The following is a 24,370-nucleotide window of genomic DNA, read 5'->3' on the forward strand; positions in this document are numbered from 1 at the left end:
GATTATTTTAATAAAAAATAGTTCAAAAATTTTGATAAATACATTTGAGGTTTTACTAATAATAAACAAATAATAAATTATTTAAAATTATCTTATGGATTTGAAAAAAGGATTTAAACTTGCAGGTCCAGTCACAAAATACTCATTTTTGTAATCAATTGGTATTATTGACGATATTTAACTTCTTGTTTTAAACAAAGCATTAATTTTGTCGTTCATAATATTTATAAAAATACTATTATTTGTTTTTTCAAACATGTATAAAGCTCAATAACTTCATAAATAATTTTGAAACAAAATTAAATCACTTAATTTCTTTTTTTCTTTTTCTGTTAAATTTAATAACTCAATAAATTTATCATGTTTTTTAACAGGCAATGACTCGCTAATAAAACTTGCATAATCAAATAAGTAATGATTATATGAAGCATATTCAAAATCAATAACTTTTCATCCCTTTTTGAAATTAATAAAGTTATTTAAAACTAAATCATTATGAGAAAAAACAGGATAAGAACCATCATCTCAATAATTATTTAAAATTTTAATTATTCTTGAGTCAAAAACTTTTAGTTGTTGAATTTCTTTTTGAACGTTAGATTTAAAAAACATCAAAAAATCAAGTGGTTTAAATACTGCAATATTTTCTAATTTTAAATTATGAATATTTTTTATAATATTGATAATTGTTAGCATTTTATTAGTGCATACATTTACTTGACTAAGTGTTTTAACATTTTTAAAAAAAAGGGTTTGAGAAGTAAATAAAGTTTCTTTTTGATAAGCAAAAGGGATAATAACATACTTATTTTTTATTTTATTTAACTGATCATAAATTGCTATTTCATTATTTCTATTTAAATAATCATCACAAAAAATATGAGATTCTTTGTAAAGGATGTTATTTTTAACATTTATTTTATTTGTTAGTCCTAATATTTTATTTTTATTCATATTAACCTCTAAAATATATATTATATATTTAATAGACAAAAAGGAATTAAATGAATAAGAAAACATTATGATTTGCTAGCTCCAATAAAGGTAAAATAAAAGATATTAAAAGTCTTTTGGGCTTGTTTGATATTAAGTTCTTAGATGAATTGCCTGATTATGTGGAACCAGAAGAAAATGGTGATACATTTGAAGCTAATGCAATAATAAAAGCTAAGAGCTTAAGTGAAGTTGTTGACGGGTGAGTTATATCAGATGATTCTGGTTTTTGTGTTGATGCTTTAAATGGATTTCCAGGAGTTCTTTCTAAAAGGTGGGCATATCCTGTAAGTGATGATGAAAAATTGTGTGAATTATTATTGGCAAAAATTAAAAAAGAAACAAATATGAGTAATTTAAAAGCCAATTTTACAACTTGTTTAGTTTTATATAATCACACTTTAAATAAACAATACATTTTCACTGGTTTGTGTGAAGGTCAACTAGGTGATAAAATAATAAAAGGTAATGATACTTTTGCATATGATTGAATTTTTAAACCAGATCAGTTTAATGTTTATTTTGCAGAATTATCAAGTGAATTAAAAAGAAAAATATCAGCAAGAGGTATTGCTGTAAAAAAGTTAATAGACTTTATAGAAAGTAAGGAATTTGAATATGAGTATTAATAAAAAAGTTAATGTTGTTTTATTTGAACCTGAAATTGCACAAAATGTAGCAGCAATTATTAGAACTTGTGTAGCTACTAATTCTGTTTTGCATATTATTGAACCATTAGGTTTTATTTTTAAAAAAGAAGAACTTAATCGTGCTAGTGCTGGAACATTTGATTTAGTTGACTATAAACTTTATGATGACTGAAACGATTTTGAATCACAAAATAAAAATATAAATTTATATTGTATTTCAAGATATGGTAAAAACACACACAGTGATTATGATTTTAATGAAAATAATGAAGAAGTTTTTGTAATGTTTGGGAAAGAATCAACAGGAATTGATAAACAAATCCTTAAAGAGAACTTTGATAAAACATTTAGATTACCTATGACAGAGCAAACCAGAAGTATTAATTTAGCTAATACTGTAGGTATTGTTGTTTATGAAATATTAAGACAATGAGATTATCCAGGTTTGAGTAAAACAGAAGTTCAAAAAGGTGCTGATTATATAATGAACGAAGAGTGAAGAAATGAAAAATAATCCAAAAAAAAGAATTGCATTGTTTGGGGGAAGTTTTGATCCAGTACACACTGATCATTTAAGTATGGCTTTAGCTTGTAAAGAAGATTTAAAATTTGATGAAATTTGAATGATCCCAACGTTTTTATCACCTTTTAAAATATCTGTTAATACAACTAACAAACATAGAATTGAAATGTTAAATATTATGATTGAAGGTTATGATTTTATTAAAATACAAGAATTTGAAATCAATAATAATAAGCCAACCCCAACAATTGAGACTGTGAAGCACTTTAAAAGCATTTATCCTGAATATGACTTTGCTTTTGTTATTGGGACTGATAACTTGGATAGATTAGAAGAATGAAATAATTTTTATGAGCTAATTGATTTAGTTGAATTTATTGTTTTCAAAAGAAGTGAAAATTTTAAAAGTAATATTGCAAAAAAATATAACTTTAAAATATATGATTTTAAAAACACTTTTTTAAGCTCAACTAACATTCGAAAATTAGTTGATATTGAAAACCAAGATAAAAGAATTAATCAGTATATAAATGATCATTTACTTTATTTGAATAAAAGACTAGAACCATTTTTAGACGAAGAAAGATACCAGCATTGTATAAATGTTGGGGAAATGGCTTATTTGTTGGCAATTAAACACAAAGTAAATGTACATAAAGCAAGAATTGCAGGAACTTTGCATGATGTTACCAAAAGATGACCAAAAGATAGACAATTAGAATATTTAAATAAGTATAACCCAGAATTAATAGAAGAACCATTTGCTGTTTGACATTCATATACTGGAGCTTTTCATTTAAAATATGATTGATTAATCACAGACCAAGAAATTATAAACGCAGTTTTTAATCACACTGTTGGAAGTGATAAAATGACTGATTTAGATATGGTTGTATTTTGTGCTGATAAAATTTCAAAGGAACGTAATTATGAAAATGTTAATTTCTTTAGAGCAGAATGTTTTAAAGATTTAAAAAACGGATTTAAGTTATTATTAGAACAACAATTAATAAATGCAACTCAAAATAAAGATGTTAATAACTTAGGAAAAAATATTTTTAAAACAGCTAAAAAATATTTAAAAGGGGATAAAAGATGAAATTAATTATTGGAGCTATGTTTGAAGAACTTCAAACAAGTATTGATTATTTCAAAGCTAAAAAAATTAAAAATTCAATTTGTAATATATATAAAAATGAAAAAATATTATTTTGTGTTACAGGAATTGGTTTAATTAATGCAGCTGTGGGCTTAAGTTATGTATTAAACAATTACGAAATATCACAAGTTATAAATATTGGAACTAGTGGAGCTTGTGATTCAAGTTTAAAACAAAAAGATATAGTTTGAATAAATAAAATTTTTAATAGCGCAGCTGATGCTACTGTTTTTGGTTATGATTATGGACAAATTCCAAAAATGCCTAAATTCTATGAAACTGCAAGCACTGATGTGAAGGAAAAATATATTAATAAAAATCTCGCTTCATCAGATATTTTTATTAATGATATTGAACAAGCAAGCAAACATATCAAAAAAATACCAAGCATAATAAGTGTTCTAGACATGGAATGCTTTGGGTATGCACAAACAGCTTATATTTACAAAAAACCATTTATTTCAATAAAAGTAATAAGTGATGTTATTGGTACAGAAGATAGTAATGCAGTGCAATTTAACGAATTTATAAAAATAGCTGGTAATGAAATTTTGAATGTAGTTAAAAATCTTATATAATTAATTTAAATAGAAAAGGTGTTTCATGGCTAACAATAAAATTAAAGGTAGAAAAGAATCTACAATCTTAAGAGAATTAACAATGATTTTGGAAAGAGAACTAAAAAATGATATTCTAAGGGCAGTATCAATTGCTGAAGTTAGACTAACAAATGATAGTGAAATTGCTAAAGTATTTTGATCATTTTTACCAATACAAGGAATAACAAAAGAATTAATCCAAAATGAATTAGACACTAATATTAAATTCATTAGAATGAAATTATCTAAAAAATTAGATACTAGAACAGTTCCTGAATTAAAATTTGAATATGATACAAGCTTGGAAAATGCAAACAGAATTGAAGAGATTTTAAAAAAAGTTAAAAATTAATCTTTATCAACATCATATAAAAAACTAGACAAACTTTTTAAGAACTTACTTTTTTAGCAATACTCTATATAGGTTATTTTTTCATTACTAATTCAAAAATATCTATTTTAAAAATTTTTTTGACTGATGATTTTGATTTTTTATAAATTCTCTTTTAGTCTTCTAAAAGATAATAAAAAAGTATAGACTACAGTGTACCAAAAAATTATCACATGTCTAAAAAGATGGTGTTTTATAAAGAAATCTTTTTTTCATGGAAGTATTTAAAACAAAATACTTCATTTTAAATGATTTAAACCATAAAAATCATTACCACTTCGCACTTAGAAATTTTGTATTTATGGTTGGAAACCCCAACCCTTTTCAAAGACTAAGAAAATGTTAAGTTTAAGGTTAAATAGTAAAATCTAGCGCTTTTTAATTTTTTATATCATACTTACCATTTTTAATCACTTTTTTTGTATAATCTTTAATGGTTAAAATAAACTTAAAAATTATTAAAAAGGTGGAAATAAAATGTTTAAAAATAAATTTTTAATAACAACTATGGCTGCATTTTTTATTTTAAGTTCTTCACCTATATATTCAATATACTTTATAATACAAAACTCAGTGAAAAAAGAAGGAAAATTTTTAGGTAATCAGTTGAAAAACCTTATAAATTTTAATGATATTCCTTTATCACCTTTATATAGGAAAAGTTGAGAAAAATTGATAAGTGATTCTGATTCATTTTCTGCTATTTATGATTGAAAATACAAACTAAAAATGGAATCATTATTAAATCGAATCTTAAATAAGGATATTAATATAATGAATGCCGACTTTAAGAAAAAACCGATTTCAACAAAAACAAAATTAACTGATGCTGTTTATTTAGGTTTACAAGTTATGGGCCATAATAAACCAACAGCTACAGAGATGCATGAAATTGGTAGATATGAAATAGCCAACTTTACGGCACTTGAAAATGCAGGTTATACTATTTATGTAAGTAACAGTGATAAGAGACTTGAAATTTTATACACAGATGAAAATGATACTTTCACCGATGGCGAAAATAGAAATTATGTTAAGTTAAATAATAAAAAGGAAACGGATAATATTTTCTTTAAAACCACAGAATTAATAACAAGTGAAAATGTAGTAAACCAGCCAAATAGTGACATTCCAGTATATTTTAAAGCAAAAAAAGATAATGAGATACTAGATTTATATGACCCATTCTATGGAAGAAATAAATTGGAAATTCAAATAAGATCATCTGATTCTGAGGAATATATTCAATATAAATTATGAGATTGAAATCAATATAATTCAAATGATCTTGATTTAAATTGCTACATAGCAAATAACTTTATTAAGATTTATTGTGAAATCGCTTTAAATTACATTGATTTTATTGATCCGCTATCTCCAAACTATCATCAAAAAGGTAGTCCTTTAACTGATGCTAATGATCCATTTAAATATTCAGGAACAACACCCGGTTCGCTTTTATATTATGCATACAAATATAATGCATATTATGATTTAAGAATATTTGTTTTTACAGTTGCAAATAATAATCAAAGAATAGTTTATATAAGCTATGATCAAAATAATGAAATTGAATATGACAAAAGTAGTAATAAACCTATTGTTGATGAACACTTAAAAGATACAAAAAATAATATAGAAAATAGAGAAAGACTATCGTTTAATCCTTGAATTGATTTAAATAAATCAATGCGTGCTTTTGTTGAAAAAACTTGAGACTTATTAATGTTTACGATGGAGGAAATGAGCTAGTATGATAGAAATAAAAAATCTTACTAAAAAATATGGACAAAATGTTGTTCTTGATGGAATTAACTTAAATATTAAGGATGGAGAATCTATTGGTATTTTAGGAGCTAATGGAGCAGGTAAAACAACATTAGTTGAAATAATTTCTGGAGTTAGTGACTTTTCAAATGGAGAAATTAATTTCTACAATTCAGAAAACGAAAAAGATAACTCATTACAAGAAAAAATCGGTATGCAATTTCAAAGTGGCAGTTGGCCTTTCAACACTAGAGGAGTTGACTTATTAAATCTTTTTGTTGGTAAAAATTGAAAGAAAGATAAATATATTGAAAATTTATTAGATATATTCGAAGTTACTACAATTATTAAAAAAAGAATATCTTATTGTTCAAGTGGGGAGCAACAAAGATTTAATTCAATGCTATCCATTATTAATAAACCAAGTGTGCTCATATTAGACGAATTGATTACAGGTTTAGATTTAAAAATGCAAATTAAATTAATTAATTTCTTTGATAAAATGAGAAAAAATGAAAAAATTACTTTAATAGTTATATCTCATATTCCAGAAGAAATAGAACAAATCTGTAAAAGAATAGTTGTACTAAATAAAGGAACTATATTTATCGATAAAACGGTAAATGAAATAAAAAAGCAATATGGATCAATTAGAAATTTCTTAACTTTATATTTTGAGGGAAAGATAAATGACTAAAGCAAGTTATAGTGAATTTTTTAAGAGCAGTTCTAACAACTTTAGAAAAGTATTTAGAGCTAGTTTTATTTCTTCAATTAAAAATGAAAGAGCATGAGTTTTCATAATTCTTGGTTCACTAATAATTACAATTATTTGCTTTGTAGGGTATTCAACTTTTTCTAGAACATATGAATTATTACCACCTCAAATGTTAGCAATATTTATCATTCCTTCTTTTGTTTCGGCAGCATATTTTGTTATATTTTTAATTGAGTGAAAAGACACTTCACTTTTAAAAAGAATCAAATTCTTAGGTATTAAAAAGTGATCAATAATATTTTCGTTTATGTTATGTGCTGTTTTCTTTGCATTTATTTCTGAAATTATTGTAATATTTACAACTTTTTTATTATCCTTAATATTTATAAGAATAAAATTTTACTACATCATAGATTTAAATTGATGAATGTGAATATGATTCTTTTCTTTATCTTTTCTTTGTGTTTGTTCTTCATTTTTATTTTCTTCATCAATAGCGGATTTATTTAAAAGTAAAAATGTTAGAACATCAGTACCATTAATAATTTTTCTGCTGTTCTTGGTGATGTCAGATACAATTATCCCTTCATTTATTTCAGCTAGATGAGGTACATTTAATTATTTTGGGTATGCTTTTATTTCAAAATATGTAGTTTGAAGTTTATTAATTGTTTCATCATATTCTTTTGTTGATTTTAGTGGTGGAATACAACAAATAATTTTTGATGAATCTCATAGTGAAACAACTCTATTTGTTTCAAATTTATGAATTCTGTTAACAGTTTCAATAATATTTATACTTGCAACTTATTACTTATCAGTGAAATTTTTCAAATGAAAATAAGAGAGGAAAAAACATGAAAGATAAAATACCATTTCAAAATGTATTGCGTTATACTTTTAAATCAACTTTTAAGTCTTTTAGAAATTATTTATTTTCAATAATATTGCCAGTTTTTATTATTTTAGCCATCTATCTAATAAAAACTTCTTTTGGACAAAGTGATTATAGAGAAAAGTCTGGCCAAATATACAATCTGTTAATAATACCTTTTACTTTTTCTTTATTTGCTTTTTCTTCAACTTTAGTCAATTGAAAAGAAAGTGTTTTAATAAAACAATCAAAAATATTTTCAATAAGTAAGATTAAAATTTATTTTTCAATTTTTATTTCAATAGCAACACTTACACTAATTTCGCTTATTTGCTCAATATTGGCATTATTTACAGTTGACAGCTTTTTAGAAATCAAAAATTTTTCAATGACTTTTTGAAACATGGCAGGATTTTACATAATAAAAGGTAAATTTACTGAATATTTAAATCTAATATTTGCTATAACATTATTAATAGTGTTTTTTACATTGTATTTGTTTTTAATATTTAATATCTGTTATATTAGTTCACTAAAAATAAAATCAATAGTTTTAATACAAGCTATAAATTTTATTATAATAATATTATTCTTTGCTTTAGGTGATGTTGTATTAGATGTAAATTTAGTGACAAATAAATATGCACAAATGATTTATAATATTTTTGGTTATTTAACACCAACTAAATCTTTTCAATGATTATTCATTTCATTATTTACTAATACTACATTTGCAGGCTACAATTTATTAGAAACAATAGTTAGCCCAAACCTTGAAGTTCCTTATACATTTTTAACTAATAAAACATGAATGATCCTACCTGTGACATTAATTTTTTCTACAATTTGAACTTTAGCTCTTTTCTTGCTAATTCAAAATTCTAATAAGAAAGGTAAATAATAATGAAAAAACTACTTTCTTTAATTACAGCAACTTTTATTATATCAAGTACTGCCCTTAATGTTCTTGCATGTGATATAGGGGATTCATCAACAAGAAATTATCTAGAGGCCTTTGATGATTTTGATTGGTCAAAAGGTCAAACTCAAGATGGTGATGGGTATAATTGAAAATATGATGATTTTATTAAAAACGGAATGAAACTTGAAAATTCGCAAATTAATGAAGTTTCGTCAATTCAAGGGCCTGTTGACAAAATTTTTAATTATGATAAATATTCAACATCATATAAGGGAGCAAATTTTGTTAAAAAACAAGCAACAACAGGAGCACCTGTTATTAAATCATATAGACCTAATGGTAATAAGTGATCAGACTTTGGTTTAAGTTCAAAATCTAGAAAACATTCATATATAAATTCTATTTTAAACTGAAATGATGGTTCAGATTTAGATTTGTCATATAATCAAGCTTCTTATGATTTGCGTGGGAGAAATTATGTAGCAAAAAGTAGCGTTAAATCACAACAAAAAGAAACGTTCTTTAATATGTTTCATGATCCTTCAAATGCTTCGAGTTCAATAGTTGGTACTAAGAACCCATTTGGTGGTAATCTAACTAACCTTTCATACATTCATGAAATGTACACATGACCTGCAATTACAAATAAAGGTTGAATAACAGCTTCGTTTGCTGATTACACAGATTATATGCATAAAAATGGTATACCTGTATTAGGTCTTTGATATATGTCAGGTTGAGAAGATTTAACTCGTGAATCTCTAAAAAACTTACTGGAAAAAGATTCTACAGGACATTTTAAAATAGTTGATATCTTAATTGAACAATGTTTAAAATACAATTTTGATGGATGAATGATTAATAATGAAGCAAATGGTTCTCAAGGTGATGGATATGTTATTAAAAACTCAGAAATTAATGAAATAATGGATGATTTCAATAAAACAGCGATTGATTTAGAACCTCAATTGAACAAAAGACTAAATATTGTACACTATACTAATAGTGGTTCTTTAGATTATGATCATTTAAACAATAAACCAACTTCTAAAAAAACTGTTGACGCAGCAAGGTATGCAAGTGAAATTCAGCTTGATTTTAATCATGATAATCTAGTTTCTGATTATGACGCATATTTAACAAATGTTTGAAATGGTGATCAGTCAAAAAGAAAAACAATTTATTCACTTTTAAATGAAAGCACCAATATTCCAGGTGTAGGTAATTATGATGTAAGAAATTTAGTCTTTCAAAAATCAAAAGATGCCAATGGAAATGATGTTGGTTTTGGTAAAGCTAATAACTCGTTTTCAATTTTTGGTTCAGGTGGAGCCAATGAATATGCAAAAGATTTCAAAAACTACTACTTAAATGCTTCTAAAAACAAAACTGATGAATACAAAGTTTTTTTAATGCAACAAGAAGTTGCTAACCTATACTCTGGGTATCAATTTTTTGGAAGTAACAGTTATTTAGAAAATGATGCTGATGGATATGACACATTAATTTCACAAAGTGTGCAATCTGTGGCAGGAATCTATCAAAATGATCCTAGACTTTCATTTACTAATTTTGCAAAAGATAAAAACAAAATAACTCGACCTGAGTTTTCTTTGGGTGAAAAAGGAAAAGACAATGAAGGTAAAAAAATCAATAGTTATGGTGTAGGGAATGCTTTTTGAGAAAAAACAGTTATAGCAGATTCTATAATCCCAAATGATTATAGTGAACTAGATAAAGAAAAAACAAAAGAAGTTGAAAATGACCCTACTTTGGAAACTTATTTTTCAACTGGGTCAGGTATTCAATTTATTAATAGAGATCTTAATGGTTCTATAATGAATCAAGAAATTTACCCATGAACTAATTCACGATTAGCTGATGTTGCGCCAACTTATCAGTGGGATTTTTGGTCAAGTGAAAAAAATGATGGCACAACTAAAATATCAACCTCAGACGGAGATAAAAATGTAAGTAAAATAACTGATTCAGGTCAATTAACAGGATATTATGATTATTATGATGCATACCAAAAAGGAAATTCACTTGCAATTGGATATGGTTATGACTTTGATAAAGAAGGAACAGTAAAACCAGGAAAATGAATGAATATTCCTTATTATTGAAATATAATGGGTACAAACTTACAAAAAAACGATTATACAGTTTGTTTTTATGTTAAAGCAACTGATAAAGACTCAAATGAAAGTTCATCAAATGAAGATATTAAAAATATTGCCAAAAATACTAAAATAACTGCGATTACATCTGATCCTACTACTGAAAATACTGATGCTAAACCATTAGTATTAGAAACAACAGTTGAAGAGGAAAAAAATGGCTGATTTAAAATATCATCTAATCTATCTCAACTAGAAAATATTTCAAAGGACAAAAGAATTGCAAAATTAGGAATACAAATTAATCCAGGCACAACAGGTTCAGAGAATCAATTTATTTTTAATGTAGGTGGATTTAAAATTGACAAAAATTCCAAGAAAACTGATAATCTTATTAATGATGGAATTAGTTTTATCCAAAATGAATATGTTGTAAAGAGAGAATCAGTAAAAAATAATGTAAATATTAGATTTAATTGAGAAGATAAAAACCAAGATGCAGTTGATTATTATCAAGTTTATTATTCAACTGATAAAAATAGTTGATATAGAGTTGGTCAGACAACTCAAAATAGATATTATATAAGAGAGTTGGATGAATCAGCTGAAGAAAACATTTTTATTGGAATTCAACCAAAGTATAAAAAAGGAACAATAGGTAAAATTAATTTTGCTGGTATAAATACAAAATATAATTACTAATTCAACAATGAAATAAAGGTGTTAATAAATAAATATGAATATATTTCTCTAAGTATACAAAATGATAAAAGAAAACTTTATCATTAAAAATGTATATAAAGATATTTTTTTATCTAAAATATTAAACGAAGTAAGTCATTTATCTTATCAACTAGACAAAAAAATATAGTAGAAGAAAATTTTGAAAATAAAATTATCTTTTTCGTAGTTATCAAATAAATACAAATTTTCTTATTCATACAATTAGATTATGATGCTGAGATCTTGAATATATGTACTTTTTGCCCTAGAAAGTTAAATAACAAAACAAAATGCTAAACAAGTAAATTCTTAATCTAGATCTCTTAGTCCAAAAGATAGGGCAAAGCCATTTTAGAAAACAACTTAAACAGAAAATATTTACCCCGTATCTGAAAAATTTTTATTATTTAATGAGTTAATAACAAAACTAACAATAAATAAAATACAACTTTTGAAAAGTTCTTTTAGATCTTAAAAAGAAATACCATAAGTATTTCAATAAAAAGATTTGAATTTAATTAAGCAAATTGCTAAAAACTATATAAATTACTACAACTACATTATAATTAAATCTAAATCCAACTGTCAAACTTACAGCTACTTAAACAAAACAAAAAGCTATTTTACAAATGGAATAAATTATTATTAATGAAAAAATGCTTTGTATAATGGGAAAATGTATTCACATAAAAACGTAACGATTTTTTTCTTACTATTTTAATAGCACTCTCTTCTTTGAAACTTTTTTTATTTTAATTGTAATTTAACTTCAACATTATTTCTTAATGCTTTGGAATAAGGACAAACTAAATCTGCTTCGTGCATTAATCTCTCCCCAATTTCTTGATCTATACCCACAATTTCAACAATAATTTCAACTGATAAATTGAAGTTTAAATCTCCGTTATGATGTAATGATACTTTAGCAGTTACATTGCTTGGAAAAACTGAATTATTTTTATTCATAACTGCTTGTAAAGCTCCGTTGAAACAAGCACTATAGCCAGCTGCAAATAATTGTTCTGGGTTAGTTGTGCCTTCGACATTTAAAGTTGGTGAAGAAACTTTTAAATTAAATTTATTATCAGGTGATGATACTTCACCAGTTCTACCACCTGTATTTTTTATTTCTGCTTCATAAATTTTGCTCATAAATCTCCTTTTATAGATTAATTATAAACCTTATTAAAGTTTTAAATCAAAACAATTCAATAAGAATTTTTAAACCTTTCTACTTTGTCTAAATTAATATAAATAAAATAAAGAGTTTTCAAATGATCAATTTTGTAAATGTAGAAAAAATGTTTGCAAAAATAAAATTGCTTTAATCAGGATGACAATGCATTTTTGCATTATTTGTAAACTTATTTTATATTTTTTCTTTTAATAATCTTAATTTATTCCAAAAATAACAAAATAAATTATTAAAAAATAATTGCTTAGTTGTAGTTATTTTTTTTATTTCTTTAATAATTCTATATGAAAAAAAATTTATTGATCATTGTTACGCTTTTAATTATTATTTCATTTTTACCATTTCAAATTTATGTAAAAAATAATTCTTACAACTACTTTGAATTGCGATATAAGTTTAATCATAATATAAGAAATTTTTCGTACCCTGAAAAACTTTTAAAAAAAAGATATAAATTTTATTGACTAGATTTTGCTGAACATAAAAGTGATTTAACTTGATTTGAGCCTTTAAAAATTGATTTAAATACTAATTTTATATATTTAGACATCAAAAGTAAATTTGTAATTAAAAAAAGTTTAGATTCACTAGAAATGAAGCACTTAAGTATTTTTTTATTATCAAGTTATGAGCAATATCAGCTTTTTCAAATTTTAAAATTAAAAATTCAAAGTGATGAAATCAAAAATAAAGTAAAGGAATTTTGTGATGAAAAAAACTACCCATTTTTGTTTGAAAAAGGAATTAGTAAAATTATTTCATTCTAATGTGTGAAAGGCTATTTTTTTATTAATTTCAGTTTTTTGTTTTAATATCTTTATATTTAATAATTCTTTTTATTTTTTGGTAATTTGAATTGTGACTTTTATTGGCTACTTAACAATTGGGGAAAATAAAATTAAATCATTATTTGTTTTTTTATTACCTGTATTTATTTTTTTTATTTTATTCAAAATAAAAAGCGTTAGTTATGCAGATAACACAAAAATAGAAGGTATAGGCAAAATCAAACAAGTAAAAGATTCTTACATTGTTATTGGTTGAAATAGTTTTGACTTTTATTTATCTAAACCAAAAGTAGTTGATTTAAAAATAGGCGATCAATTTAAATTTGATGGTGTTGTAAAAAAACTTGTTTCTAATAGCAACTATTATGAATTTGATTTCGTAAAATTTTTAAATAAAAAATTTGTTTTTTATGAATTAAAAGTTTCTGATATAAAAAAAGTGGAAAGCAAAAATTTAAAAACTGTAATTTTTTGACTTTTTAATAGAGTTAGTTTTTCAGATCTAACTAGATTTTTTTGGTTACCAGAAAAATTTAAATCCAAAGAATTAAATAACTTATTAATAAAAAATAATATTTCTTATATTTCAAATTCCTGTATTTTATTACTTATTCCTTTAATTAATCTTAGCTTTAAAAAAACTAAAAACAAATTATTTAACTTTAAAAATATTATATTAACAGTTATAGCTCTTGTAATTTATTTACAATTAGAAAATGTGTTATTGTTAAGAATTTTAATATTTTGAATCTTAAAATCACTCTATAAAAATAAAAGTAATAAAAGTTTAAATTTGCTAACTATATATTTAATGATTTGTTTAAAACCAAATTATATTTTTTCAACAGGTTTTATCTATATAAGTGTTATTTATACTTTATCTTGCTTTTTACCTAAAAAAAACAAAAAGTATTTAAACTTTATTTTTTTCTATTTTTTATTTATGGGTTTAAATATGTATTTTAACTATAATATTAATCCCATGACTAACTTTATAGCTTTAATTCTAATACCAATATTTAATATCTTTGCAGTTTGTAGTTTAATTTTTGATGGTATAGGTGTAAACAACAATGCCTTATATTTGAGTTTATTCAGACTTGTTAGTTGAATTACAAAATTTGGTATTAATTTTAATATTGGAAAAATAGAAATTTGATTTATATTAACTTATATGATTGTTTTGACTGTTTTGTTCAACAAACAATTGCTAGATGTAAAAACAAATATAATAAGCTTTATAACAATCATTTTAGCAATATCTTTGCTTTATTTATTAAAACCTAATCATAATCTTGCGATGTTAAATGTTGGTAACGCTAATTCTTTTGTATACCACAATAAATGAAATAATGTGACCATTATTTTTGATGCAGGGACAGGAAAAAATAAAAGTACAGAACTTGTTACAAGTTTTTTAAAATATTATGGAATCAATAAAATAGATATGATTGCTATATCCCATTATCACGAAGACCATTACAATAATTTATCTAGTTTACAAGAAAATTTCAAAATAAATTTATTTGTAAATAAGGATAATTTCAAAGAAGTTTATAAAATTAAAAATGTGATTATAAGGTTTTTTAATGACCCATCAGCTAGTAGTGAAAATAATCAAAGCATCATTCCTTTTATAGACGTTGGTAACTTTAGAGCTTTATTTATGGGTGATGCAGAACAACCCACTGAAAACCATTTAATGCACAGAATAGATTTTATAAATTATTTAAATTTAAAAAGAGTGGATTTACTACAAGTTGGACATCACGGAAGTAAAACATCATCATCTTTAGAATTTTTAAAATTTATAAATCCAAAAAATGCATTTATAAGTGGAACTGATGAAGGTGGAAATAAAATTTTTCCTCATAAGCAAACTATTGATAATCTTAATTTTTTAAAAATTCCTTATTTTATTACACAAAGTAAAAATAATTGATTTTTCAATATTTTAAGTAAATCTATAACAAAAAAATAAGGAACTAACCTTATTTTTTAAATTTAAATAAAATGCTTATAAAATTAAGCAGACATTAAACGTGATTTTTCTCTAGCAGCTTTATTGTCTTTTAAAATCCCTTTTTTTAGACCTTTGTCAATTAGGCATACAGCATGAGTAATTTTAGTTTGAGCATCAGCTGCTCCTTCACTTTTAGCGTGTTTAGCATGTTTAATTGCTCTTCTAATTTCTGATCTAATAGCTTTATTTTCTACTCTTGATTTTTCATTAGTTAAAACACGTTTTTTTTGTGATTTAATATTTGGCATAGTTTCAACTCCTTTTCAATATTTTTATTTTAAGTCAATATAAAGTATAACAAATTCATAAATAAAATAGAGAAAAATAACTCAAAATGATTTTTTTATATTATTAAATGATGATAATAAGTTAAAATAATTTTATATAAGGAGGGGTTATGCATTTCATTTATTCTAGTGATCACTTTTTGTTATCAAAAACTCTTAATAAACTACTTAAGCAATTAAACAATGATCAAAGTTATGAAGTCGAAAAGTTTTCTTTGATTTACAACAATTTAAATGAAATCTACAATAGTTTAGTTACGATTTCTTTATTTGGTTATAAAAAAATAATAATAATTGAAGATGCATGATGTTTTACAGAAGAAAAAGTAACTTTAAATAAATCTTATTCTGAAGAGTTTATATATCAAATAATTGATAGCATTACAGACAATATTGTAATTTTTACACTTAATACTGATAAGATATCTAAAAGATTAAAATTAAGTAAATATATTGAACAAAAAGCAGAATTAATTCACATTAAGAAGATGGATGATTCACAAGTTATTCAATATGTTAAAACGTTTTTATTCAAACAAGGTAAACAAATTGATTTAGAAACTGCAACTTATCTTTACAATAAAGTCCCAAATGATATGCAGAGTCTTTCTAACGAATTAAATAAACTATCAAATTTAGAAGTGATTGAAATAAATAAGCAAACAATAAACGCTAATATTAGCAAATATATTGAAAATGATGTTTTTGAACTTGCAGAAAGTTTTGTTAAAAATGATAATAAAAAATTCATTAATTTGTATAAAGATTATTTATTAATCAATGATGATATTATCGGTTTAATTGCTTTGATACACACTAATTTAGTTTTTTTCAGAGATGTAAAAATTTTAAAAGAAAAATTATTATCAAAAGAAGAAATAATATCTAGTTTAAAGGCTCACCCATTTAGAGTTAAGCTGGCTTTATCAAACAATCTAAATGTTGCATCTTTAAATAAAAAAATTAAGTTAATTTATACAATACAAAAAGGAATTATTAATCAAAATATTGATAAAGAAAACATAGCTGAATACTTATTTATTAAAAACATGAATAATTTTTAATTTTGGCTAAATTCGTTTATATAGTATCTTTGTTTTAAAACAGCTCCATGTTATAATAATGTAAGTTAAAAAGGAGTTTTCATGCAAAAACCAAAAGGGACACAAGATATTTTTTTAAAAGAAGCAAAAAAATGAAGATGATTATCCAATGAATTTATTGATGTATTAAAAAAATACAATTTTAATGAAATAATAACTCCTATTTTTGAATCAAAAGAAGTTTTTGTTCGTGGTGTTGGGAGTGAAACTGATGTTGTACAAAAAGAAATGTTTGAATTTGAAGATAAGTCTAAAAGAATCAATGTTTTAAGACCTGAATTAACAGCTCCAGTCGTTAGGTCTTTTATTGAAAACAAAATGTATGCTAATGAAAATTTACCATTGAAATTCTTTTATAATGGTCCAGCTTTTAGATATGAAAGACCTCAAGCTGGAAGATACAGGCAATTCAATCAATTTGGGATTGAAGTTTTTGGCAATGATTCACTAGAACAAGATATTGAAATTATTTTATTAGCAAATAAATTCATTAAAACTTGTAAAGTTGATCAATTATTATCTATTGAAATAAATTATTTGATTAGTGGTGATGCTAGAAAAAAATATGAAATCGCATTGTTAGACGAAGTAAATAAAATTAAAGAAATTTGTGCTGATTGTGAAGTTAGAAAAGAAAAAAATATTTTAAGAGTTTTAGATTGTAAGATAGATGGTCACAAATACAAACAGTTACCTAAAATGTCTAAGTACATTAATGAAACAGACAAGTTAAGATTTGAACAAATAGTTAGTCAATTAAAGACATTAAATGTAAATGTCAAAATAAATGAAAAATTAGTTCGAGGTTTAGATTATTATACAGGTATTGTTTTTGAAGTAACAAATGTCAAAACTAGTCAAGCAGTTATTGCTGGTGGAAGATATAATAATTTAGTAGAAAACATGGGTGGACCTTCAATCCCTGCTATTGGATTTGCAGTTGGTTGAGAAAGAATGCTGATTTTAATTGAAGAAAATCAAACTTTAAAAATAGAGGATAATCAATTAGATGTTTTTATTATTCCTATTTCAGATAAAGGAAGAATCATAACTAATAAATTAATGAATGAAATGAGAGATGAAAGTATAATTGTTGATACTAACTGAAATATTTCTAAACTTAAAAATGGATTTAAAGCTTCAGAAAAAGTTTTAACAAAAAATCTTATAATAATTGGTGATGAAAGCATATGTACTAATGCATATGAAATAAAATCAAAAGTGTCAGACAAAATTGTAAAAGTAAAATATGATGAAATAATCTCATATTTAAAATTAGAGAAAGGGTGTAAATAATAATGAACCGAACACACAATTGTGGCGAACTTAGCATTAAAAATAAAGGTGAAGAAGTTATTCTTCAAGGATGAGTTAAAAAAGTTCGTAATATTGGACAAGTGGCATTTATTGATTTAAAGGACATGTATGGTGTTACTCAAATATTAGTTACTGATTATAAAAAAGATTTGCTTAGTGATTTAAAATCAGAGTATGTTATTAAAATCATTGGAACTGTAATTGAAAGAAAGTCAAAAAATTTAAACTTAAGCACTGGTGAAATTGAAATAGAATTAAAAGATTTAGAAATTATAAATAAGAGTGAAATTACACCATTTCTTATTGAAGATGAAGTTCAAGTTAATGAAGATACAAGAATGTCTTACAGATATTTAGATTTAAGAAGACCTGTTATTCAAAAAAATATAATTTTAAGATCTACTGTAAATAAGACTATTAGAAATGAATTTGACAATCTTGGTTTTATAGAAGTTGAGACACCTATATTTGGTAAATCTACTCCAGAGGGTGCAAGAGATTTTTTAGTTCCTTCAAGACTTAATCCAAATAATTTTTATGCTCTACCCCAATCACCTCAGCTATACAAACAACTATTGATGATTAGTGGTTTTGATAAATATTATCAAATTGCTAGATGTTTTAGAGATGAAGATTTAAGAATTGATAGACAACCCGAATTTTCTCAATTAGATATGGAAATGTCGTTTTCAAGTGCATCGCAAGTTCAAGAAATTATTGAAAAGGTTGTTAAAAAAGTTATTAAAAATACAGTTAATGTTGATATCAATGAAGCGTTTTTAAAAATGACTTACAAAGAAGCTATTGATGTATATGGGGTTGATAAGCCTGATTTAAGATTTAATTTGCATCTTAAAACTTTAACTGAGATATTCAAATCAACCAATATTCATTTTTTTTCCAATATAAAATCTATTGACTCTATTAGAGGAATTATGGTTGAAAGTTTATTGTCTAAAAAAGATTTAGAAATACTAAATGAAGCAGCTAACCAAAAAGGATTTAAATCACTTGCTTTTATTAAGCATGATAATGGTAATTGATCTGGGTCATTAGCTTCAAGTTTAAGTGATCAAGAAAAAGAAGAATTAATTAAGGTATTTGAAATAAAAGATCAAGCAACTATTTTGTTGAATTTTGGTAAATATCAAAAAGTATCTGAAATGCTAGGTGTGGTTAGAAATAAAGCAGCAGAAATATTAGGATTAACTAACAAAAATGATTATAAATTTTTGTGAGTTATCGACTTCCCTTTATTTGAATGAAGTGAAGAAGAACAAAAATTTGTAGCAGCTCATAATCCGTTTACAATGCCACACAGTTCATCTATTGAAAACTTCGAAAGCGATAAGCAAAATGCAATTGCTGATTCTTATGATTTAGTTTTAAATGGATTTGAATTAGGCAGTGGTTCTGTTCGAATTACAAATTCTGAAGTTCAAACTAGAATGTTTGAAGCTGTTGGACTAGATCAGAAAACAATCGACAATAATTTTGGTTGATTTATAAATGCTTATAAATATGGGGCTCCAATTCATGCAGGTTTTGGACTTGGAATTGATAGATTAACTATGATTTTAGCTCATGCTGACTCAATTAGGGATGTAATTGCTTTTCCAAAAAATTCAAAAGCACATGATTTAATGAACCATGCCCCAGGCAATGTTTCACAACAACAACTCGATGAGCTTTATTTAAAATTAATACAAAAAAAATAATTATGATAAGGAGGTAACATGAATAATTTCTTTAAACCTATTACAATATTTGGAACAAATATTTCTTTTTTAACAATATTTATTATCTTTATGAGTTTGTTGGTTTTATCTTTAGTAATATTTATTTTAAACTTAATCTTCAAAAAGAAAAAAGGAATTAATGATAGCAGTAGAAAAGATTTAGAAATAAATAAAATTGATGAAGAAATCAATTCTATTGTAAAAAAATATAGAATTAAAAATATGGAAGAAAAAGAGGTAGACAATGGATAAAGAACTTATGAACATAGATAATAAAGAATCTAATCCATTAGAAGTTGGAAATCAATTTAAAGATTCTGTAGATCAAAACATTAATTTGAATAAAAATCAAAATGAACGTTATGTAAATGTTGTACCAGATTTTTCTAAAGAGGAACTTGATAGTGTTGAAATTCATTCAAGTATTGCAAAAGAAATTAGAATGGAAAAATATAAGTTAACTATTTCTATTTTATTAAGCATAATAGTTTTATTTTTATCAACTTTCTTTTTAGCGCTATATTTTGCAACAAAAGATGTTGCTTTAGGTATTAATAAAAGTTCAATGCCACACCCGGGTATAACTATTACAGGTATAGCGCTACCAATTATTGTAATTATTGTTAATCTTATTCGCTTGAGTCATTTAACTTCTGATATCAAAAGATATAGAGCTGAATTGATCATGGGAAGAGAAAGAATTCCTTTGTTTTTATTAAATACATATAAAAAAATAATTAAAAATTACATTTACTTAAATTGAATATGTATAACAATATATTTATATTCAAGTATCATTGCTGGTGTTTTATTTGGAATTAATCAAGCCATCAAGTCACCAAACATTAATACAACTGTGATAATATGTTTAGTGATCTTGGGAGTTACAATAGTTTTTCACATTTTAGCTCTAATATTTAATTACAAAAGAAAAGGTAATATTGATGCTTATTATGGTTATGAAATAGTAACTATTGAACAACAATTATTGTTAAGAAAAGAAGCCAATAAGTTTTGTATGATTTTCTTTTTTACTATTCTTTTAATAATTGGGTTTGTAATTACAATTCCAATTTTATTAGTTAGAAAAAAACAAAACAAAAAGTTACTTTGATTTATATAATAAAATTAAAAATAACTTTTATATCTTGAAATTTTTTTTAAATTTAAGATATAATTTTAATAATCTATTGAAAAGCGGGTGAATAATTAAATGGCAAGTATTAAAGTACATGAAGGTGAATCAATTGAAAAAGCACTTAAGCGTTTTCAAAAAGTAGCATCTGCTCAAAAAGCTGAAGCTAGAAAACGTGAATACCACATGAATAAAAAAGAAAAAAGAATCTACAAGCAAAAACAAAACCGTAAATTCAAGTAATTAAATTAAAAAAGTTTTCCAATATTTAGGAAAACTTTTTGTTTTGTTATTATTTATTCAGTTATTAAGCTTTTCTTTTTTAATTTAAAAACTTTTAAATATGAAAAGAATAAAAAGAACAATGGAATGGCATAAATCATTGCTAAAATAGATGGTATAAAAAATCATATTACATTTTTATTATATTTTCCTTCTTCAAAACTGTGCAATTATTAAATAAGATGTAATAGAACAAAAAATAAATTCTGTTAAGAAATATAAAATCACTCAACCTACAAATGAATGAAGAAAAATTTCTTTCATTAAAGCACTTGCATCTGAACTGCCATTGATGTGACTAATTAAATACAAACCTATTCATCCAAATAATTGTAAAGAAATAACTGTCGATACACGCTATAAATAATAAATAAAAATTTTGAAAAATTTCTTTGAAACATTTTAATTTCCCCCTTTGATTTTTAAATAATAATAAATCAATTTAATTTTGATTATTTTAAGTTGTTTAAAAATACAATGTAAATATCAATAAAACCTTCAATGTAGCTTAATTGTAAATAAGAAAAATACATTAAGTTTAAAAATTGTTGTTCTGTAATTTCGTTAGCTTTAAATAGCCTTGAAGAATATTTAACAATAACACCAATAATAACTCTTGGATCAAATAAATCTTTTTTGAACTCAATAACTTCACTAAAAATCTTTTTAAGATTATTTTTAATTTGATCATTTCCGCCAAAATTTGATATAACTTCTTTTTGATAACGTTTTCATTTTTCAAAATTTTTATTATTTGCAAACTTAACAGCATTTATTTTAGTTATTTGGTTAAATTCGTCATCTTTATTGGAATAGTAGAACTCAGCTATTGTTTGAATTGCACTTACATATCCATTCAAATTCATGTAATTAATAATAGAGTTATCAAACTTTTTGAAAGCAGCTCTATTACTTACAATTATTTTTATTTTTGGAATATAAAAGTTTAAATAATTATTAACACCAGCTATCAAACCTTCATAATTAGTTTCAGAAGATTTTGAAAATTTTATAAAGTCATTTGGATTTAACCCAAATTTAAGAATCATATTTCTTGACTTTTTTAATTTATTATCAACTTTTCTAGTTCATCATGGTGTTACTTTATCAAGATTATCTAAAACATTTTTATCAGTTATTTGCAGTTTATAATATTGAATCATAATACTCCTTTAAAATATTTAAAAGTTTTGTTTGGTATAATTATATATAATTTAAATATAAAGAGGTACATCATGAATAAAGAAGTTGAAATAGATTTTTTAGAGCCAAGTTTGTCAATAATAATTTCAAACTTAGAAGAAATTGAATACGAATTAGAAAAAAGTAGTTCTATTAATAAAGACTTTATAAATTTAATAGATAAATTCAATGAAGTTGAACAATTGTCTGAACTACATAATTTATTTGATGAATTAAAAAAACAAGCACCTGAAATTAAAAAAACTATATCAAAACTTGAAATTGAAGATAAGTACGAAACTTTAATTTCATTGTATTCAGCAACCCTAACTTCTGAATTTTTGCATGAAAATGAATTTTTGTTTAATCATATTGAAGAAGTTCAAAAACTTATTGAAAGTAAAGTTGTAAATGATGATTATGAAATATTTGAAAACTATAAAACTATTATCATTGCTAAGATAAATGAATTATATGCAAAAGCTTTAATTATTTTTGAACAACAACCAAAACAAGATAATGAAATTTTAAAGATTTTAAAAATAGCTCAAGAAGAAACAAATCTTAATGACTTAAGAGAAGCAAGCAAACTTTTGATTGGTATTTTAAAAATTATTTTTAAATATGATGATTTAAAATCAGAAGAATTATTAATAAGTTTGGTTAAAGCAGATGTGTTAATTTCTTTAATTGATTTATGAAGTGAATTTGAATTAGAAGAAAATTAATATGTCAAACAAACATTTAATGGTGATTTTTGTTATATCTTTATACCTTATAGTTCTTTTAATATCTGGATTATTAGCTTTTATGTATCATGTAAAGCATAAACCATTTATGAATTTTAATAAAAAGTTTCATAATGAAGTGATAAAGACTTTTAATGATTTTGTTCTAAAAAATAATCTAACGCCTGTTAAGGGTATTTTTGAAACGAAAATAGGTGAAGACATTTTATTAGTTCAGAAAATGAAAGTTGAAATATTACAAAAATCAAAAAAAGAAATAAAAAAAAGTCAAAAGGATATTGATAATAATATTTTTAATGTTATGAAAAGCAGTTATAAATTATTTAATAAACCTAAAAAAATCTTTTTTGATGAATGCAGCGTTTTTTTAAGTAATAAAAGATTAGTTATTAAAATAAAAGATGATTATAAAATAATTTCTTTAGATAAAGTTTTGATTTGTAGTTTTTATACATTGCAACATATTGGTGAACTCTTTAAAACACTATTAATTGAAACACAAGAAGAAAAACTTATATTTATAGTTGAAGAATTAAGAATAGGAATAATGATAAACAAAATGTTAGGTGGTAGCAATGGACAAAAAAGATATATATAATTTAATTGCATTATTAGTTTCAGTTATAGGTATTAGTGGGGTTATACTATATAGTGTTTTAATTCAATTTAATAAACAAAGAACATTGCATAAATTTGAAAAGCAAAAAGCTATTCATTTTTTTAACAAAAAAGCTTTTTTGTTTTGTTTGATAAGTGTTGTTATTTCTACTATTGTTTTTGTTTTTGTTTTATTAAGCGCAGGATTAATGTTTTTAATTGAATTTAAAATAATGTTTTTTATTAATTCAATTATTACATCAGTTTATTTTATTTGTTTAATAATAACTTATTTTATTTGAAGGCTTTGATCAAAATCTATTTATTTTATTATTGTAAATGATGAAATTATTGTGGATGATCAAGCTATAAAGTTTGAAAATATACATAGTATCACAAATGATGAAAAAAGAAAAAACATTATAATTCACTATATAAATACAGAAAAAAAAGGTACAATAATAACTATTAAATATAATTGAGAACTAAAAGATCTTATTATAGAAAATAAAATTAATAATCATTTTATTTAAA

Annotated in this window: 25 protein-coding genes; 21 read left to right on the top strand and 4 right to left on the bottom strand. The window is 23.8% G+C overall.

The genetic code is table 4. The features are described 5' to 3' along the window. Positions 1-177 precede the first annotated feature (177 nt). The gene (locus tag EELLY_RS01025) at positions 178-954 is read right to left on the bottom strand and encodes a phosphotransferase family protein (protein WP_104205660.1); all 777 of its coding nucleotides are present in this window, start codon (positions 952-954) and stop codon (positions 178-180) included. A 50-nt stretch (positions 955-1,004) separates the two neighbouring features. Between EELLY_RS01025 and EELLY_RS01030 the strand changes: the two genes are divergently transcribed. The 10 genes from EELLY_RS01030 (at position 1,005) to EELLY_RS01075 (ending at position 11,418) form a co-directional block, all read left to right on the top strand. Further along, the gene (locus EELLY_RS01030) at positions 1,005-1,622 is read left to right on the top strand and encodes a non-canonical purine NTP pyrophosphatase (protein WP_104205661.1); all 618 of its coding nucleotides are present in this window, start codon (positions 1,005-1,007) and stop codon (positions 1,620-1,622) included. After that, positions 1,612-2,157, top strand: coding sequence for a tRNA (cytidine(34)-2'-O)-methyltransferase (locus EELLY_RS01035; RefSeq protein ID WP_219818096.1), 546 nt, complete (start codon positions 1,612-1,614; stop codon positions 2,155-2,157). Before EELLY_RS01030 ends, EELLY_RS01035 begins: the two co-directional genes overlap by 11 nt. Beyond that, positions 2,147-3,271, top strand: a complete 1,125-nt coding sequence (locus EELLY_RS01040; protein ID WP_104205662.1) for a nicotinate-nucleotide adenylyltransferase — start codon at positions 2,147-2,149, stop codon at positions 3,269-3,271. The genes EELLY_RS01035 and EELLY_RS01040 overlap by 11 nt, the downstream gene beginning before the upstream one ends. Beyond that, positions 3,262-3,903, top strand: a complete 642-nt coding sequence (gene mtnN, locus EELLY_RS01045) for a 5'-methylthioadenosine/S-adenosylhomocysteine nucleosidase (RefSeq protein ID WP_104205663.1) — start codon at positions 3,262-3,264, stop codon at positions 3,901-3,903. Before EELLY_RS01040 ends, mtnN begins: the two co-directional genes overlap by 10 nt. Before the next feature lie 25 nt (positions 3,904-3,928). Next, positions 3,929-4,276 (top strand): 30S ribosome-binding factor RbfA, encoded by a 348-nt coding sequence (gene rbfA / locus EELLY_RS01050; RefSeq protein WP_104205664.1) that lies wholly within the window; start codon positions 3,929-3,931, stop codon positions 4,274-4,276. A gap of 516 nt (positions 4,277-4,792) precedes the next feature. Then, positions 4,793-6,067 (top strand): hypothetical protein, encoded by a 1,275-nt coding sequence (locus tag EELLY_RS01055; protein WP_104205665.1) that lies wholly within the window; start codon positions 4,793-4,795, stop codon positions 6,065-6,067. Between the two features lies 1 nt (position 6,068). Next, positions 6,069-6,779 (top strand): ATP-binding cassette domain-containing protein, encoded by a 711-nt coding sequence (locus EELLY_RS01060; RefSeq protein ID WP_104205666.1) that lies wholly within the window; start codon positions 6,069-6,071, stop codon positions 6,777-6,779. After that, the gene (locus EELLY_RS01065; protein WP_104205667.1) at positions 6,772-7,644 is read left to right on the top strand and encodes a hypothetical protein; all 873 of its coding nucleotides are present in this window, start codon (positions 6,772-6,774) and stop codon (positions 7,642-7,644) included. The genes EELLY_RS01060 and EELLY_RS01065 overlap by 8 nt, the downstream gene beginning before the upstream one ends. A 13-nt stretch (positions 7,645-7,657) precedes the next feature. Further along, positions 7,658-8,575, top strand: coding sequence for a hypothetical protein (locus EELLY_RS01070; protein ID WP_104205668.1), 918 nt, complete (start codon positions 7,658-7,660; stop codon positions 8,573-8,575). Positions 8,576-8,577: 2 nt separating this feature from the next. Beyond that, positions 8,578-11,418, top strand: a complete 2,841-nt coding sequence (locus tag EELLY_RS01075; RefSeq protein ID WP_104205669.1) for an endo-beta-N-acetylglucosaminidase — start codon at positions 8,578-8,580, stop codon at positions 11,416-11,418. A 768-nt stretch (positions 11,419-12,186) separates the two neighbouring features. On the opposite strand, the gene EELLY_RS01080 is transcribed toward EELLY_RS01075, so the two are convergent. Next, positions 12,187-12,591, bottom strand: coding sequence for an organic hydroperoxide resistance protein (locus EELLY_RS01080; RefSeq protein WP_104205670.1), 405 nt, complete (start codon positions 12,589-12,591; stop codon positions 12,187-12,189). Positions 12,592-12,918: 327 nt separating this feature from the next. On the opposite strand from EELLY_RS01080, the gene EELLY_RS01085 reads away from it, so the two are divergent. Next, positions 12,919-13,401, top strand: coding sequence for a hypothetical protein (locus tag EELLY_RS01085; RefSeq protein WP_104205671.1), 483 nt, complete (start codon positions 12,919-12,921; stop codon positions 13,399-13,401). Positions 13,402-13,492: 91 nt separating this feature from the next. Further along, on the top strand, positions 13,493-15,403 hold the full coding sequence (locus tag EELLY_RS01090; protein ID WP_181021033.1) for a ComEC/Rec2 family competence protein: 1,911 nt from the start codon (positions 13,493-13,495) through the stop codon (positions 15,401-15,403). Between the two features lie 44 nt (positions 15,404-15,447). On the opposite strand, the gene rpsT is transcribed toward EELLY_RS01090, so the two are convergent. Continuing rightward, complete coding sequence (rpsT, locus tag EELLY_RS01095) at positions 15,448-15,693, bottom strand: 30S ribosomal protein S20 (protein ID WP_104205673.1); 246 nt, start codon at positions 15,691-15,693, stop codon at positions 15,448-15,450. Positions 15,694-15,842: 149 nt separating this feature from the next. On the opposite strand from rpsT, the gene holA reads away from it, so the two are divergent. From holA to rpsU, 6 genes are all read left to right on the top strand, one after another. After that, positions 15,843-16,796 (top strand): DNA polymerase III subunit delta, encoded by a 954-nt coding sequence (holA, locus tag EELLY_RS01100; protein WP_104205674.1) that lies wholly within the window; start codon positions 15,843-15,845, stop codon positions 16,794-16,796. An 81-nt stretch (positions 16,797-16,877) separates the two neighbouring features. Then, positions 16,878-18,131: a histidine--tRNA ligase gene (gene hisS / locus EELLY_RS01105; RefSeq protein ID WP_104205675.1), complete on the top strand. Its 1,254-nt coding sequence runs from the start codon at positions 16,878-16,880 to the stop codon at positions 18,129-18,131. 2 nt (positions 18,132-18,133) lie between these two features. Beyond that, a complete protein-coding gene (gene aspS / locus EELLY_RS01110; protein WP_104205676.1) occupies positions 18,134-19,870 on the top strand; it encodes an aspartate--tRNA ligase in 1,737 nt (578 codons plus the stop codon). 18 nt (positions 19,871-19,888) lie between these two features. Beyond that, the gene (locus EELLY_RS01115; protein WP_104205677.1) at positions 19,889-20,143 is read left to right on the top strand and encodes a TIGR04561 family membrane protein; all 255 of its coding nucleotides are present in this window, start codon (positions 19,889-19,891) and stop codon (positions 20,141-20,143) included. After that, complete coding sequence (locus tag EELLY_RS01120; protein ID WP_104205678.1) at positions 20,136-21,014, top strand: MSC_0882 family membrane protein; 879 nt, start codon at positions 20,136-20,138, stop codon at positions 21,012-21,014. The genes EELLY_RS01115 and EELLY_RS01120 overlap by 8 nt, the downstream gene beginning before the upstream one ends. Positions 21,015-21,104: 90 nt before the next feature. Then, entirely contained in the window at positions 21,105-21,269 is a 165-nt protein-coding gene (gene rpsU / locus EELLY_RS01125; protein ID WP_104205679.1) for a 30S ribosomal protein S21, read from the top strand. Between the two features lie 491 nt (positions 21,270-21,760). On the opposite strand, the gene EELLY_RS01130 is transcribed toward rpsU, so the two are convergent. Further along, positions 21,761-22,471 (bottom strand): hypothetical protein, encoded by a 711-nt coding sequence (locus EELLY_RS01130; RefSeq protein WP_104205680.1) that lies wholly within the window; start codon positions 22,469-22,471, stop codon positions 21,761-21,763. A gap of 72 nt (positions 22,472-22,543) precedes the next feature. Between EELLY_RS01130 and EELLY_RS01135 the strand changes: the two genes are divergently transcribed. From EELLY_RS01135 to EELLY_RS01145, 3 genes are read left to right on the top strand one after another with little or no spacing between them, the layout of a single operon-like run. Beyond that, positions 22,544-23,218 carry a hypothetical protein gene (locus tag EELLY_RS01135; RefSeq protein ID WP_104205681.1) on the top strand — a complete coding sequence of 225 codons (675 nt, stop codon included), beginning with the start codon at positions 22,544-22,546 and terminating at the stop codon, positions 23,216-23,218. Between the two features lies 1 nt (position 23,219). Next, on the top strand, positions 23,220-23,837 hold the full coding sequence (locus EELLY_RS01140; RefSeq protein WP_104205682.1) for a hypothetical protein: 618 nt from the start codon (positions 23,220-23,222) through the stop codon (positions 23,835-23,837). Then, the gene (locus EELLY_RS01145; protein WP_104205683.1) at positions 23,815-24,369 is read left to right on the top strand and encodes a hypothetical protein; all 555 of its coding nucleotides are present in this window, start codon (positions 23,815-23,817) and stop codon (positions 24,367-24,369) included. The genes EELLY_RS01140 and EELLY_RS01145 overlap by 23 nt, the downstream gene beginning before the upstream one ends. The last annotated feature ends 1 nt before the right edge of the window (position 24,370 follow it).

The organism is Entomoplasma ellychniae (genome assembly GCF_002930155.1).
Taxonomy (GTDB): Bacteria; Bacillota_I; Bacilli_A; order Mycoplasmatales; family Mycoplasmataceae; genus Entomoplasma; species Entomoplasma ellychniae.